General features: G+C 47.1%; 16 protein-coding genes and 3 pseudogenes. 18 read left to right on the top strand and 1 reads right to left on the bottom strand.

Going from position 1 to position 15441, the window contains the following annotated elements:
* Positions 1 to 14 precede the first annotated feature (14 nt).
* From DWZ16_RS03710 to DWZ16_RS03630, 17 genes and pseudogenes are all read left to right on the top strand, one after another.
* The gene (locus tag DWZ16_RS03710) at positions 15 to 209 is read left to right on the top strand and encodes a transposon-encoded TnpW family protein (RefSeq protein ID WP_002596333.1); all 195 of its coding nucleotides are present in this window, start codon (positions 15 to 17) and stop codon (positions 207 to 209) included.
* A 77-nt stretch (positions 210 to 286) separates the two neighbouring features.
* Positions 287 to 652, top strand: a complete 366-nt coding sequence (locus DWZ16_RS03705; RefSeq protein WP_097771823.1) for a hypothetical protein — start codon at positions 287 to 289, stop codon at positions 650 to 652.
* Positions 653 to 747: 95 nt separating this feature from the next.
* Positions 748 to 1551 (top strand): annotated as a pseudogene (locus DWZ16_RS03700) (TraG/TraD/VirD4 family protein); the annotation flags it as partial.
* A 12-nt stretch (positions 1552 to 1563) separates the two neighbouring features.
* Positions 1564 to 1884 carry a hypothetical protein gene (locus tag DWZ16_RS03695; RefSeq protein ID WP_002304332.1) on the top strand — a complete coding sequence of 107 codons (321 nt, stop codon included), beginning with the start codon at positions 1564 to 1566 and terminating at the stop codon, positions 1882 to 1884.
* Between the two features lie 5 nt (positions 1885 to 1889).
* Positions 1890 to 2282: a helix-turn-helix domain-containing protein gene (locus DWZ16_RS03690; RefSeq protein WP_002304334.1), complete on the top strand. Its 393-nt coding sequence runs from the start codon at positions 1890 to 1892 to the stop codon at positions 2280 to 2282.
* 83 nt (positions 2283 to 2365) lie between these two features.
* Entirely contained in the window at positions 2366 to 2581 is a 216-nt protein-coding gene (locus tag DWZ16_RS03685) for a Maff2 family mobile element protein (protein WP_002576404.1), read from the top strand.
* Between the two features lie 25 nt (positions 2582 to 2606).
* Positions 2607 to 3473 (top strand): VirB6/TrbL-like conjugal transfer protein, CD1112 family, encoded by an 867-nt coding sequence (locus DWZ16_RS03680; protein WP_002304374.1) that lies wholly within the window; start codon positions 2607 to 2609, stop codon positions 3471 to 3473.
* A gap of 17 nt (positions 3474 to 3490) precedes the next feature.
* Positions 3491 to 3925 (top strand): PrgI family protein, encoded by a 435-nt coding sequence (locus DWZ16_RS03675; protein ID WP_002304375.1) that lies wholly within the window; start codon positions 3491 to 3493, stop codon positions 3923 to 3925.
* On the top strand, positions 3885 to 6272 hold the full coding sequence (locus tag DWZ16_RS03670; protein ID WP_002588967.1) for a VirB4-like conjugal transfer ATPase, CD1110 family: 2388 nt from the start codon (positions 3885 to 3887) through the stop codon (positions 6270 to 6272). Before DWZ16_RS03675 ends, DWZ16_RS03670 begins: the two co-directional genes overlap by 41 nt.
* 3 nt (positions 6273 to 6275) lie before the next feature.
* Positions 6276 to 8012, top strand: coding sequence for a C40 family peptidase (locus DWZ16_RS03665; RefSeq protein ID WP_002304377.1), 1737 nt, complete (start codon positions 6276 to 6278; stop codon positions 8010 to 8012).
* 14 nt (positions 8013 to 8026) lie between these two features.
* Positions 8027 to 8284, top strand: coding sequence for a DUF4315 family protein (locus tag DWZ16_RS03660; RefSeq protein WP_002304378.1), 258 nt, complete (start codon positions 8027 to 8029; stop codon positions 8282 to 8284).
* Positions 8274 to 8955 (top strand): annotated as a pseudogene (locus DWZ16_RS03655) (DUF4366 domain-containing protein). Before DWZ16_RS03660 ends, DWZ16_RS03655 begins: the two are co-directional and overlap by 11 nt.
* Before the next feature lie 151 nt (positions 8956 to 9106).
* Complete coding sequence (locus DWZ16_RS03650; RefSeq protein ID WP_002304383.1) at positions 9107 to 10339, top strand: ATP-binding protein; 1233 nt, start codon at positions 9107 to 9109, stop codon at positions 10337 to 10339.
* A 177-nt stretch (positions 10340 to 10516) separates the two neighbouring features.
* A pseudogene (locus DWZ16_RS03645) lies at positions 10517 to 12590 on the top strand (DNA topoisomerase 3).
* Positions 12587 to 13432: an LPD16 domain-containing protein gene (locus tag DWZ16_RS03640; RefSeq protein WP_002304387.1), complete on the top strand. Its 846-nt coding sequence runs from the start codon at positions 12587 to 12589 to the stop codon at positions 13430 to 13432. Before DWZ16_RS03645 ends, DWZ16_RS03640 begins: the two are co-directional and overlap by 4 nt.
* Positions 13433 to 13445: 13 nt before the next feature.
* Positions 13446 to 14042: a YodL domain-containing protein gene (locus tag DWZ16_RS03635; RefSeq protein ID WP_002304389.1), complete on the top strand. Its 597-nt coding sequence runs from the start codon at positions 13446 to 13448 to the stop codon at positions 14040 to 14042.
* Positions 14039 to 14245, top strand: coding sequence for a transposon-transfer assisting family protein (locus DWZ16_RS03630; protein WP_002578948.1), 207 nt, complete (start codon positions 14039 to 14041; stop codon positions 14243 to 14245). The genes DWZ16_RS03635 and DWZ16_RS03630 overlap by 4 nt, the downstream gene beginning before the upstream one ends.
* A gap of 48 nt (positions 14246 to 14293) precedes the next feature.
* Here the strand turns inward: DWZ16_RS03630 and DWZ16_RS15910 are convergent, their stop codons facing one another.
* Complete coding sequence (locus DWZ16_RS15910) at positions 14294 to 14887, bottom strand: hypothetical protein (protein WP_021386789.1); 594 nt, start codon at positions 14885 to 14887, stop codon at positions 14294 to 14296.
* Positions 14888 to 15050: 163 nt separating this feature from the next.
* Between DWZ16_RS15910 and DWZ16_RS15905 the strand changes: the two genes are divergently transcribed.
* Entirely contained in the window at positions 15051 to 15389 is a 339-nt protein-coding gene (locus DWZ16_RS15905; RefSeq protein ID WP_118199520.1) for a TnpV protein, read from the top strand.
* The last annotated feature ends 52 nt before the right edge of the window (positions 15390 to 15441 follow it).

The following is a 15441-nucleotide window of genomic DNA, read 5'->3' as shown; positions in this document are numbered from 1 at the left end:
GAGAAAGGAGCGCCATGAACAAAGAACCCCGTACTATGCAGGTGGCAGACGCCGTTACTGCGTCCAGAGCGCCGGAAAACACGCCGGCGATGGTAAAGAAAATCGGCAAGACAACCTACAAGGTTCATGTCCATTTCAGCAATACCAGCACAGAAACCATGAGCGATAAAATCAAGCGTATGCTCAAAAATGAAATTCAGCAGATGTGACAGACTGATAAACGAAGCCGCCTTGTGCTAAACTGATGATGGTACGCACCAAAATTTTTGTCAAGGAGGACACGAAAATGCTTTACACAGAAAAAGAGAAGCATGAAATTGAACGAGTAAAGGAGGTCTTTGCGGAACATCTGCGGCAAAGCCCTGATTTTGAACTGCTCTGGTCGGACAAGGTAGGCTATGTCTGGCTGGCGATTGGCGTCAATCCAGTCTATGTGGATACCGGTATCAGGATAGAATCTGCCGCCGATCTCTGCGGCAGGTGTTTGGATGATGTTGCTACGGATGTTTTATATATGACAGGCAACGATCATGCACTGGAAGCAGCCGATCCGCTGGAATTGGCCGAAATCAAGCGGCGCTGGGAGCCATATATCAACCAGCTGCCAGACTATGCGTATCTCTGCAAAGACCTGCTGAACGGAAAAATGTAATCTATCAAACGAGGTGTCAGGAGCCATACGGTGCTTCTGGCACCTTTTTTGTAGATTTTTTGTGAATTTGATTAAAAAGTCCTTGACAATTTGTCTCTGGCAAGACCGCTAAGTCGATTTTGATTTCCTGCGGCGCTCGTCTGGCTCCTTTTGATATTCAGGAGGTCAGAGATGTGACTGCCTATGACGAGTTGCAGTTGGATACTCTCGGAGATAAGAAAACGGCGCTCTTTCTGATTATGTCAGATACGGATGCGACGTTTAATTTTTTGATCTCCATGATTTACACACAGCTGTTCAACTTGTTGTGCGAGAAAGCAGATGATGTGTACGGCGGCAGACTGCCGGTTCATGTGCGCTGCTTGATTGATGAGATGGCAAACATCGGTCAGATTCCCAATCTGGAAAAACTGGTAGCGACAATCCGAAGCCGTGAAATATCGGCTTGCCTTGTTCTCCAGGCACAATCACAGCTGAAAGCCATTTATAAAGACAATGCCGATACCATCATCGGCAACATGGATTCCCGAATTTTCCTGGGTGGTTCTGAGCCAACCACGCTCAAAGAACTGAATCAGGCATTGGGAAAAGAAACTATCGACACCTACAACACCTCCAACACCAGAGGTAACAGCCCGTCTTACGGCTTGAATTATCAGAAGTTAGGCAAAGACCTTGCGAGCGTAGATGAGCTTGCGGTTCTGGATGGCAGCAAGTGTATTTTGCAGTTGCGTGGTGTCAGACCGTTTCTTTCTGACAAGTACGATCTGACGCAGCACCCCAATTATAAGTACACATCAGACTTTGATAAGAGAAATGAGTTCAACATTGAGCAGTTTCTGAGTCGAAGGTTGAAGCTCAAGGCAGGTGATGAGTTTGTGGTAGTCGATGCGGATTAAGGAGGTTTCTGTTTGGAAAATCTGAAAACGGTATCTGCCCTGGTTAAGAACATCTTGGAACACGACCACAAGGCAAGAAATACCGACAATCATTTGTACCTGATGGTACTGGAACACTATTCCGGTCTGCGTGGCATCGACATTCATGCCATGACGGTTCCTGTGTTTTTGAAGGAACTGGATAGACGCAGCTTTCCGGGGTTTGAAACTGTCCGCAGAAGCAGACAGAAAGTGCAGGCAACCTACCCTGACCTTGCTCCCAGTGAAGCCGTAGGCAAGCGCAGAGCAAAAAATGAGGTTGTATATCGAGAATTTGCAGAAAGCGAGGTGTAAAAAAAATGACTTGGTGGATCACGGATACCTCTATTGGGCAGCGATTGAAGTTCGTTAGACGATTTCGCCGCCTTACCCAGAAAGAGCTTGGACTCCTGATGGGGTATTCCGAGAAAACAGCGGATGTCCGTATTGCTCAGTATGAGAAAAACGCTCGAACCCCTAATGCAGAAACCACAGCGAAACTCGCAGAGGTTCTGAAGGTTTCACCTGTCGTTTTTTCACCGACAATCTGTGCTTCTCGTGAAGATTTGTTGCAGTCAATGTATTGGCTGTTTCTTATGAAAGGTGGTGGTGATATATATGATTGTGAAACTGAATATGCAAGAAGCAGAATGGAACAGAAACTTGGCGTGATAACCGTCGAGGAGTTCCTTGAAAAGATTCTCGTAAACTAAGCCTTCCGTCCGGTTTTGATGCCGGTAGTACGGAGGGCTTTTTCTATTCTCAAAACAATTTCAAATTTTAGGAGGAAAATATTATGGCATTTTTCAATAGCGCAGTAACCGTTCTTCAGACTCTCGTTATCGCTCTGGGCGCAGGTCTTGGCATCTGGGGTGCAATCAATCTGCTTGAGGGCTACGGCAACGATAACCCCGGCGCAAAGTCCCAGGGCATGAAGCAGCTCATGGCTGGCGGCGGTGTTGCCCTCATCGGCACCACCCTTGTACCTCTGCTCTCCGGACTGTTCGGTTAATCACAAAACAAGGAGGTAATCGCCTTTGGACAGCATACTCCAACAGATCACAGACTGGCTGAAAGAAATGCTCGTTTCAGCTATTATGGGAAATCTGTCGGGGATGTTTGAGTCCGTCAACAACCAGGTTGGCGAGATAGCAACCTCCGTTGGCATGACCCCGGCGAATTTTTCGCCGGGTGTCTTTGCCATGGTACGAAACATCTCCGAGTCAGTGATTATCCCAATCGCAGGCTTGATTCTGACCTTCATTGCCTGTTATGAGCTAATTCAGATGATTATTGACCACAACAATCTGGCAAATTTTGAAACCTGGATCTTCTTCAAATGGGTGTTCAAGACTTTTGTTGCGGTCATGTTAATCACAAACACATTCAATATCACGATGGCTGTGTTTGATGTGACACAGCACGTTATAAACGCAAGCGCCGGTATCATATCCGGAAATACTGCCATAGATGCTTCGGCATTGGAAACAATGGAAGAAACGCTGATGGCAATGGATTTGGGTCCTTTGCTCGGCTTGTTCCTGCAATCCTTTATCGTGCAGGTCACGATGTCCGCTTTGGCAATCATCATCTTTGTGATCGTCTACGGTCGAATGATTGAAATTTATCTGATGGTCAGCCTTGCCCCGATTCCGCTTTCCACTTTTGGAAACAGAGAACAGAGCAATATCGGACAGAATTATCTGCGTTCGCTGTTTGCAATCGGATTCCAGGGATTCCTGATTATGATCTGCGTGGGCATTTATGCGGTGCTGATTCAGTCTATCGCATTCAGTGATGACATCATCGGTTCTATCTGGGGTGTTATGGGCTACACCGTCCTTTTGTGCTTCACCCTGTTTAAGACTGGTTCGCTTGCGAAGGGTGTATTCAGCGCTCACTAAGGGAAGGAGGAAATTGTTTGGCAGCGTATATTCCCGTACCTCGTGACCTGACGAGGGTAAAAACAAAAGTGTTCTTCAATCTGACGAAACGGCAGTTACTTTGCTTTGGTGCGGCGGCGCTCATCGGAGTGCCGATTTTCTTTCTGGTCAAAGCAACCGGAAATGTGAGCCTTGCAGCACTGTCCATGATGATCGTCATGTTACCGTTGTTCTTTCTGGCAATGTATGAAAAGGATAGTCAGCCGTTGGAAGTGGTTGTAGAACACTTCATTCAGACCAAATTCGTTCGTCCCAAGGTTCGCCCTTATCAGACGGACAACTATTATGACGCTTTGATGCGTCAGTACAAACTGGAAAAGGAGGTTGAACGAATTGTTTTTCAAAAAGAAGCCACAGGCAAGAAACATCAAAATGCCTGCAAATCTGAATCGGAAGCAGCAGCGAGAAATTAAAGCTGTTGTGGAACGGGCAAAGAAGGACAACGGTATTCCGCAGACTGCACAGCAGTCCATTCCCTTTCAGAGAATGTTCCCGGATGGCATCTGCCGTGTCACTGACAGTTATTACACCAAGACCATTCAGTTTCAGGACATCAACTATCAGCTGGCACAGCAGGAAGATAAGACTGCCATCTTCGATGAGTGGTGCAGTTTCCTGAATTTCTTTGACAGCTCCATTCACTTTGAGCTTTCCTTTATGAACCTGAGTACCGATGCTGAAAGCTTTGAAAAGAGTATCCGTATCCCGTTCAAGAAGGACAGCTTCAATCCCGTCCGTGCCGAGTATAGCCAGATGCTGAAAAAGCAGTTGGCGCAGGGCAACAACGGCTTGACCAAAACCAAGTACCTGACATTCGGCATTGAAGCCGAATCCATGCGGCAGGCAAAGCCGAGACTCAACCATATCGAAAACGATCTGCTCAATAACTTTCGGCGTTTGGGTGTCATTGCCACTACCATGAACGGCAAAGAGCGGCTGCATCTGATGCACTCTATGTTCCACATGGGTGATAATGATAAGTTCTTCTTCGATTGGAAGTATCTTGTGGAATCCGGGCTGTCCGTAAAGGACTTCATTGCTCCGACGGCGTTTGCCTTTAAGACCAACCGCACCTTCCAGATGGGCAGTATCTTCGGTTCGATGTCTTATCTGGCAATTACGGCATCAGACCTGTCTGATCGTATGCTGGCGGATTTTCTGGATATGGAATCCACGCAGATCGTGACCATGCACATCCAGTCGGTTGACCAGACTGCGGCGATTAAGACCATCAAGAGAATCATCACCGAGCTTGACCGTTCCAAAATCGAGGAACAGAAAAAGGCTGTGCGTTCTGGCTATGACATGGACATTATCCCATCTGACCTTGCTACCTATGGTAAAGATGCGAAGTCACTTCTGAAAGAATTGCAGAGCCAGAATGAGCGAATGTTCATGGTGACATTTCTGGTGCTGAACACCGGGCGCACCGAGCAGGAACTGGAGAACAATGTGTTCCAGGCACAGAGCATCGCCCAGAAGCATAACTGCAATCTGCGTCGTTTGGATTTTCAGCAGGAATCCGGACTGATGAGCAGCCTGCCTTTGGCACAAAACCTGATTGAGATTCGTCGTGGCCTGACTACCAGTTCCACGGCTATTTTTGTGCCTTTCACCACGCAGGAGCTGTTCCAGAATGGTGGAGAAACGCTCTATTACGGGCTGAATGCTCTGTCGAACAACCTTATCATGGTGGACAGAAAGAAGCTCAAGAACCCCAACGGACTGATTCTGGGTACTCCCGGTTCCGGTAAATCCTTTTCCGCAAAGCGTGAAATCACCAATGCGTTCCTGGTTACGGATGACGATATTATCATCTGCGACCCCGAAGCGGAATATGCGGCTCTGGTTCACAAGTTCAATGGTCAGGTGGTAAAAATCAGCTCCTCCAGTACCAACTATATCAACCCTATGGACATCAACCTGAACTACTCTGAGGATGACAACCCGGTAGCACTGAAAGCTGATTTTATCCTGTCCCTCTGTGAGTTGATTATGGGCAGTAAGGATGGCTTGCAGCCTATCGAAAAGACGGTTATCGACCGTTGTGTGCATCAGATTTACCAGAGATATTTCGACAATCCTGCCCCTGAGAATATGCCGATCCTTGAGGATTTGTATGATGCCCTTCTGAAACAGGACGAAAAGGAAGCCCACCATGTAGCGACCGCCTTGGAAATCTATGTTAAGGGTTCTCTGAAACTGTTTAACAACAGAACCAATGTGGATATTCAGAATCGTCTGGTGTGCTTCGACATTAAGGAGCTGGGCAATCAGCTGAAAAAAATCGGTATGCTGATCGTTCAGGATCAGGTCTGGGGGCGTGTAACTGCCAACCGTTCTGCCGGTAAATCGACCAGATATTATATTGACGAGTTCCATCTGCTTCTGAAGGAAGAACAGACGGCAACCTATTCCGTAGAAATCTGGAAGCGATTCCGTAAATGGGGCGGCTTGCCGACCGGTATTACTCAGAATGTCAAAGACCTGCTTCGTTCCCCGGAGATTGCCAACATCCTCGAAAACTCTGATTTCATCTATATGCTGAATCAGGCAAGCGATGACCGAAGTATTCTGGCACAGCGGTTGAACATTTCGCCGCATCAGCTGTCCTATGTAACCAACTCCGGTGAGGGCGAAGGACTTCTGTTCTATGGCAATGTGATTCTGCCGTTCATTGACCGATTCCCGACAGATCTGGAACTGTATCGCATTATGACCACGAAGTTAAACGAGGTGGCACAGGAAAAGGAGGCGTAATGTATGGCGAAAAGACCTACACGACTCCGTTTTACCGAAGATGACCTTGCAGATTCTCATGTGAAGAAAGCTGCCGACCGTGCAGATAAGGCGGTTGATAGGGCTGAAAAAGCGGCAGACAAATTGGCTTCTAAAAAGGCAAAGCCGAAGCTAAAGCTGGAAACAGATGCAGCCGGTTCCCGTAAAGCAAAGCTCCGTTTTGAAAAAGCGGAGTTTACGGAAATCGAGCGCCCATCTGTGGCAAAGCACATGGCAAGCCGTGGTGCCGCAGTCACGCTCACATCCAAAGCACATCGGGCGGTGTCAGAATATGAGGATGATAATATCGGCGTTCAGGCTGTGCAGGAAACGACCAAGGCTGTTGAATCCACTGTCTATACCGTCGATCATGCCGTTTACAGTCACAAGCTGAAAGCCTACGACAAGGCGGAAAAGCTGGTTGAGAAGTCAGATAAAGCAAATGTAAATGCCCTGTATGAGAAGTTCAAAAAGGACAACCCCGATGCCGGTTCCAATCCCTTTTCCCGTTGGCAACAGAAAAGGGCAATCAAGAAAGAATATGCTGCCGCCAAAGCCGGTAAGAATACCGCTTCGACAACGGCTTCTGCATCTAAGGGTGCAGGCAAGGCAACGGGCAAAGCAGCTCAGGGAGCCAAGAACATCACAGAAAGAGTAACGGAGTTCTGCACCACACACTCTAAAACGATTCTGTTTGTTTTGATTGCCGGACTGCTTTTTATGATACTCTCAGGGATGTTCTCGTCTTGTTCGGCTATGTTCCAAGGCGGCACACAGATCATTCTGGGAACTTCTTTTACTGCAAAAGAGGAAGATATTATTGGTGCGGACAATGATTACAAGGCTTTGGAAGCTGCGCTCCGCAATAAAATCAATAATATCGAGCGTACTCATAGCGGATATGACGAGTACCGGTATGACCTTGATGAAATCAACCACAATCCTTATGAGCTGGCGGCGTATTTGACGGTGAAGTTTGAGGATTACACCAGAGATGAGGTGCAGGCTACCCTGCAATGGCTATTTGAGCAACAATATGAGCTGACCCTGACGGAAGTAGTAGAGATTCGTACACGAACAACATCTTCTACTGATCCCGAAACGGGAGAGACAACAACAGAGGAAGAAGATTACGAATATTATATTCTGAATGTGAAGCTCAGAAATAAGGGCTTGAACAGTGTGATTTCAAATTCCGGCTTGTCGGAAGATGATATGGAGCGATATAGAATTTTGCTTCAGACAAGGGGCAACAGACCGGATATTTTCGGAAATGACATTTACGCCACCCCTGGCGGCGAGTACACCGATTATGATATTCCGGGCGAAGCGCTGACAGACACAAGATTTGCCAATATGATTCGGGAAGCTGAAAAATATCTGGGATACCCGTATGTGTGGGGCGGCAGCAGCCCGTCTACCTCCTTTGACTGCTCCGGATTTGTTTCCTATGTAATCAATCACTGCGGAAACGGTTGGAGTGTTGGTCGTTTGACCGCAAACGGTTTGATGGGCGTATGCGACATTATCCCGAAAAGCTCTGCCAAACCGGGAGATTTGATTTTCTTCCAAGGCACTTATGATACCTCCGGTGCATCACACGTTGGTATCTATGTTGGCAATGGTATGATGATCCACTGCGGAAACCCCATTTCCTACGCTTCTATCGAATCGAATTACTGGCAACAGCATTTTTACTGCTTCGGCAGAATCAGAAACTAAAGGAGGGATGGCGATTGAGTGCCAAGTTAGACAGAATAGGTGCAGACCTTGAAAAAGCCCGTAAGAAACGGGCAGAATGGGATGCTAAGGTGAAAGACCTGGAACGCAGATACCGTGAGGAGGAAAATTCCGAAATCCATGAGATGGTTCATGCTGCGAACCTGAATCCCGAACAGCTTTCCGAGCTGCTCCGTATGTTTGCTGCGGATATGGCTCCGAAGCCTGATACGATCAATACTATGAATGAGGAGGAAACGCAGAATGAGATTTAAGAAAATTGGAGCCGCATTGCTGGCGTGTGCAATGTGTTTTGGCGTGTTTTCTACAACGGCATTTGCTATGTAGATGAAAGCGTAGCGACTGAAGAACCTGCGGTCGAAGAAAAAGTTCCCGAAACAGAGCCGGAGGAGCCGATGCTACCGCTTACTCCCGACGGCAATCTGACTTTGGTTGATGACGCTGGCTCGCCTACGAAAAGCGGAAAGCAGTTCATTACCGCTGTAACCAAAAACGGAAACTACTTCTATATCATCATTGACCGTGATGATAAGGCGAGGAAACCGTGCATTTTCTGAATCAGGTGGATGAAGCCGACCTGCTCAAGCTGATGGACGAGGAAGAAGTTGCAGAGTTCACCAAGCCGGTTGAGGAAACAAAGCCGGAAGTAGTTGAAACAGTTCCTGAAATTACAGAACCGACACCGGAGGAAAAGCCGAAATCCACAAATATGCTCCCGGCGATTCTTACTCTGATTGTGCTTGCCTGTGGTGGTGGATTCTTCGTATTTAAGAAAGTCCAGGAAAAGAAGAAGGCACAGGAAGCGGCAAAGCCTGACCCAGATGCTGATTATGTGGACGATGACGAGGACTATGGGTACGATCCGGAGTTTGAGGACGACGATGAAGATAGCTCCGTCGATGAAGATGATAATGAACCTGTGTAAACAGGATAGGCTTGATGCCTGGGGCAGCCTTCGGGTTGCCTTTACATAGTTTCCGCTTTCAAAAAATAAAAAAATTTGCGTTTTTGAAAGTGACATCTTGCATATACTATTAGCAGACAGTATAATAAGTACAGCGAAGCGGTTTCGAGAAATGAAAAAACTTCAATTTTTGAAAGCGGGTGACTATATGAAAACAATCACGAGAGCAAAATATCTCGATAGAATCATTGAACTGAATGGTACTCCTGACATCAAGATCATCACGGGCATTCGTCGATCTGGTAAGTCCAAATTGATGCAGGCGTATATTGCGTATCTGAAAAGCAATTTTGAAAACATCAATATTATCTTCATCGACTTCATGGATTTGGCGTATGAAGAAATCAAGGAATACCATGCCTTACACGCCTATGTGGAAGAACATTATCAGGAAGGAAAAACGAACTACCTGTTTGTAGACGAGGTTCAGATGTGTCCCAAGTTTGAGTTGGCAATCAATAGCCTGTACTCTAAGGGAAAATACGACATCTATGTAACAGGCTCTAATGCTTTCCTGTTGAGTGCAGATCTGGCAACTCTGTTTACCGGACGCTATATTGAAATTCATGTGTTTCCTTTCAGCTTCCAGGAATATTGCCAGTATTATGATGATATTAGTGACAAAGATAAGCTCTTTGATGAGTACGCTATCAAGGGCGGTTTAGCAGGTTCCTATGCTTATAGAACCGAAAAAGACAGAACAAACTATATCAAAGAGGTCTACGAAACGATTGTTACAAGGGATTTGGTACAGAAATATACTCTCCCGGACACTTTGGTTTTACAACGTCTGAGCGAGTTCCTTATGGATAATATCAGCAACCTGACTTCTCCGAATAAGGTCAGTCAGCTACTGACAGCAAATGAGACTCCAACCAATCATGTAACCGTCGGCAAGTACATTAAGTATTTGTGCAATGCTTTTGTATTTTATGATATTAAGAGATATGACATCCGAGGTAAGAAATACCTTGAAAGCTCTGAAAAGTTCTATTTGTGTGACAGCGGTATTCGATATGCAATACTGGGAAGCAGAAATATAGACTATGGCAGAGTATATGAAAACGTTGTTTGTATCGAGCTTCTTCGCCGTGGATATGATGTCTATGTCGGCAAGCTCTATCAAAAGGAAATCGACTTTGTTGCTCAGAGAGGTAGCGAAAAGATTTATATTCAGGTCAGCGACAACATTTCCGGGCAGGAAACATTTGAGAGAGAATGCTCTCCTCTGCTTCAGATTCGAGACGCTTATCCGAAAATGATTATTGCCAGAACCAAACATCCCCAATATAGCTATGAAGGAATCGAAATTCACGATATAGCCGATTGGTTGCTACAAGAATAAGCAAGGTGAAATATCTCCGTCATTCTCTTTTGAAATGATGGAGATATTTTTATTATGACGGAGATTGTAGAACAGAAAATTGTATCAGGTTGCAAAAATCCTTTCCGAACTTTTTACATAGCAGTCATGCACTACGGTGTGTGGCTGCTTATTTTTTTGTGAAAGGAGCAGATGCAAATGAAATTAGTTTTGGCTGAAAAGCCTTCGGTTGCACAGAGTATTGCCAAAGTGTTAGGTGCTGCCAAGCGTGAGGATGGCTACTTAGAGGGAAACGGATATGTGGTCAGCTGGTGTGTAGGGCATTTGGTGGAGCTGGCACAGCCGGAAGTCTATGATGCGAAGTACAGCAAATGGGCTTATGCAGACCTTCCTATCTTCCGATGGACTGGCAGTATGAGGTTCTGCCGGTACGAAAAAACAGTTTGGGATTCTGAAAAAGCTCATGGCCAGAGAAGATGTTGCGAGTCTTGTGTGTGCAACAGATGCCGGTCGTGAGGGCGAGCTGATCTTTCGGTTGGTGTACCACAAAGCCGGGTGCAGAAAGCCGTTTGAGCGGCTTTGGATTTCCTCGATGGAAGATGTAGCAATCAAGGAGGGCTTTGAAAATCTCAGGTCTGGAACGGAATATGATGCTTTGTATGAAGCAGCACTGTGTCGAGAACGAGCCGACTGGATTGTTGGTATTAACGCTACTCGACTTTTTTCGACCCTTTACGGGCAGACCCTGAATGTTGGTCGTGTTATGACCCCTACCCTTGCTATGGCTGTTATGCGAGAAGCTGCCATTTCCGCATTCAAGCCTGAACTGTTCTACACAGTTCAGATTGGATTGGATGGTTTTACGGCTGCAAGCGAACGCTTCAAAACCAAGGCAGCAGCCGAAGCTGTCAAACAAAGCTGTTCGGTGGCAATCGTTCAGAAAGCTGAATGTAAGGAGAAAACAGAAAAGCCGCCTGCGCTCTATGACCTGACCAGTTTACAGAGAGAAGCCAACCGTGTGCTTGGCTACACGGCACAGCAGACCTTGGACTACACGCAGAACCTCTATGAAAAGAAACTGGTCACTTATCCCCGTACCGACAGCAGGTTTCTGACGGAAGATATGGCACATAGCCTGACCGACCTCGTAAAGCTGGCTTTCCACACATTCCCCGTGGAGGATGTGGATAACATACCAGTTCATGCAGAGCAGGTTGTGAATAACAAAAAGGTCACAGATCACCATGCCATCATTCCGACCAGAGAATTGCAGAAATGCAATCTGAGCGAACTTCCCAAGGGTGAACTTGCAATTTTGCAACTGATCTCGAATCGGTTGTGCGTAGCTGTTGGCGATCCGCACCGATACGCAGAGACAGTTATTGAGCTGGACTGTGGCGGTACCGTGTTTTCCACCAAAGGCAAAACTGTTGTGCAGGATGGATGGAAAGCTCTGGTTCAGAAAAATGATTCGACAAAATCCGACGAAAACGTGCAGACACTCCCTTCTGTTTCCGTTGGTGACGAAATGACCGTCAGCGGCACGGAAATCAAGGAAGGGAAAACATCTCCCCCTAAACACTTTACCGAGGATACTCTGCTTTCTGCTATGGAAACTGCCGGTGCGGACGAAATGCCTGATGAGGTGGAGCGCAAAGGTTTGGGAACGCCTGCGACCCGTGCCGGTATCATTGAGAAGCTGGTTCGCATCGGTTTTCTGGAGCGTAAGGGTGATAAGAAAACCAAACACCTGATTCCGACCCACAAGGGTACGGCTCTGGTAACAGTCATGCCGGAACAGATTCAGTCCCCATCCATGACGGCGGATTGGGAAGAAAAATTGTTGCTCATTGAGAAAGGCGAATATGCCAGCGAGGACTTTATGGACGAGATCAAAGATGTGATTGCCGGTCTGATTCAGAACTATGAAGTAATCCGTGATTCCGAGGTTATGATGTCGAAAGAAGCCAATTCTATCGGCAAATGCCCGCTCTGCGGCAGTGCTGTAGAGGACAAAGCCAAGGCATTTTTCTGTTCCAACAGAGCTTGCAAATTTGCCCTCTGGAAAAACAATCGCTACTTTGCGAGCATCGGCAAGAGCATGACTTCTGCCACGGCGCAGAAATTGCTTGGTTCCGGCAAGGTAAAGCTCAAGAATTGCAAGTCCGAAAGAACGGGCAACACCTTTGATGCCACCGTCTTTATGGAGGTATCAGATGATGGCAAAACGAAGTTCAGTATGGAATTTGAAAATGGAGGAAAGCGCAAATGACAAATGAGTACAACCCGGATGGTAAGGAAATCCGATTTATCGACAGCCATTATAAGGATTTGTTTCATATCCCCGATGGCAGCTGTGTGCAGATTCACTACCCGGATGAAATGGTTGTGAAGCCCTGCACCTTCATTGACGAGTATCATACGCAGATCGGATACAATGTGTTTCATATCTGCCAGTTTGCAGAAATTATGGAGCGCAACGGCGCAAGCTATATGCCGGAGCCTGAGATTATGGGCGATGAAGCCGCATGGAAGGTCGGAAAGGATAGAATCCTTGCGGTGCAGACCTGCGAAGATGGTTACGACTACACCCTGTTGGATGAAAACTACAACGAGATTGATGGCGGTCAGGTTGATAACCCTGAACTGTCCATGCTCGAAGTCCGCCGGGATATTCTGGAATCCTTCGGGCTGGAGCGCCGGGAACTGCGGGCAATGTTCTATGAGGATGTCATGGAGCAGGCTTTTGAAGTCGGCAGACAGGCGGTGGTGGTCAATGACCCTATCGCTGAGCTTGCTTTTAAGCTCGACCGTTTTGCAGAGAACTTCGACCCCTATGAATATATGGATCAGGTCGATGATGTGCAGGCGCATATCCAAGAAATCAAGGCAGATCTTGCCGCTGGTAATACGGCTCCGTATCGTGAGTTCCTGAATACAGCCATTGAAGAAGCCCGTGAGGAAACTGCGGTTGAGGTTGCCAAAGTGCTGAAAAGTCAGCTGGATAAGCTCGACTCTCCGAAGCGTGAGTCGGTCATGGAAAAACTGGCACAGGCCGCAGAAAAAGCTGCGCCTGCCAGTCCCTCTCCCAAACGCAAAGAGCCTGAACGATAAGGAGGACACGGATATGAAAAACGAAAAATGGGATGATGTTCACGGAAATACCACCCCGGATGACAGAATGGTTGCTTTTCTGGAAAGCCCCACGGATTCCTATGCGATTCTTCAGCTGCGGGAAGATGTAGACGATAATATCCCGCTCATGTTTGCAAATTACAGCTACCTTCAGAAGAAAGAAATGGAGCCTGAGATTGACCGTTACGAGGTGGTCTATCATGGCTCCATTTCTATGTCCGAGGATGTGAATCGGCAGCTGGAAGATTTGTATGTAAAGTTCAATATTGACCACCCGGATGATTTCCGTGGTCACAGTATGTCGGTCAGCGACATCGTAGCCTTAAAGGTAGTCGGTGAGGTATCCTTTCACTATGTAGATTCTGTTGGGTTTCAGAAGCTGGAAAACTTTATGAAGTCCGAAAACTACCTGAAAAACGCAGAGATGGCAATGGAAGATGATTATGGGATGATTGACGGTATCATCAATAACGGAAAAGCGTCCGGATTAGAGGAACGTCCTTCGGTGTTGGAGCAGTTAAAGGAAAAGCCCGTGCCGGATGTTTCCCATAAGCCGCCCAAGAGCCACCCGGAAAGGGAGATTGAATGATGGATTTCACACAGGATGAGCGGAACATGATGATGCTTTACAGCCCTGGCACAAGGTCAGGGCTGTGTGAAGCACTGACACTGATGAAGGAACAGCTTTCGGAGGACGAGTCAGAGCTTTTTGCTTTGGCAGACTCGGTTCTCCGTAAAGTTTCAGCCATGGACGATGCCGCCTTTGAGAAGCTGAACCTTTATCCGGATTGATAGGATTGGAGGGATACAATGAACGCAAAAGAGCGATTTTATTCCGGATTAGCAAAAGAAACGATTGGGAAAATCACCTCGAACACAGATAACTGGACTTCGTTTTTGAGAACGATGTCCCGCAACTATGAGTTCACCTATCCGGAACAGGTGATGATTTATGCTCAGCGCCCCAATGCGACCTTTTGCAAGCCCTATGAGGACTGGAACGCTGAAAATTACCGCAGATATGTAAAGCGTGGCTCTACCGGCATTGCTCTGTTTGTGATGAACAGGGATAAACCGTATCTGCGCTATGTGTTTGATGTGGCGGATACCGGCGTTCGCCGTTCTTCCCCGGAACTGAAACCGTGGGAGGTGACGCCTGAAAACCGCTCCTATGTCATGGAAGCGATGGAGCGTACCTTCGGTGTTGCCGCTGACGGGGTACTGGAAGCACAGCTTGAAGATATTGCATCCGCACTGGCGGCTGAGTATTGGGACGATTACAAAAAGCAGTTCCTCGACATCGTTGCCAACAGCTTCCTTGAGGAGTATGATGAACTCAACATCGAAGTAGCTTTCAAAAATGCGGTGGCAAACAGCGTATCCTATACGATGTATTGCCGGTTCGTGGAAAGTCCCGACAACTACTTCGAGCATGAGGATTTCCAGAAGGTGTTTGATTTTAACACCAGACAGACGGTAAATGCCCTTGGTACTGCGGTGAATGCCATCAGCACAAGGATGTTTCAGGAAATCGAAAAAGCGATTGGAGAACATGAGCAGATTAAAGCTACCGAAAGGAGTACAGATTATGAGCGAGATGACTTACAGACAGGCCGGAGATTATCAGATTCCGAACCTTCAGTTGGAGAACGAGGGAGAGAAACCTCTGGGCAAGTACGGCAGGATGCGTCGAGCATTTTTGGAACAGAACAATCCGATGCTCCTGAACGACATGATTCTGACGGAGAGCCTGTTCCCGCACCTGTGGGAGATCGAGGAAACAGCGAAAGCCAGAGTGGAGTTTCTGATGGAGCAGTACCTGAAGGACAGCCCCGCACCGGACAAGGAAACGCAGCAGATGGCGTGGGTGCAGCACATGAACAGCCTGAAAGCACAGGCGGAGGAAGTCGTGATGACGGAGCTTATCAACAGCTGAGTCTGAACCTTTTCCTCTCCGAAAATGAACAAATCAGTTTTATCGACCGAGC

The sequence above is a fragment of the Clostridium sp. AF29-8BH genome (assembly GCF_003478145.1).
Classification (GTDB): Bacteria; Bacillota; Clostridia; order Lachnospirales; family Lachnospiraceae; genus Otoolea; species Otoolea fessa.
The sequence above is the reverse complement of the archived record's forward strand: the minus strand, read 5'-3'. Positions and strand labels throughout refer to the sequence as shown.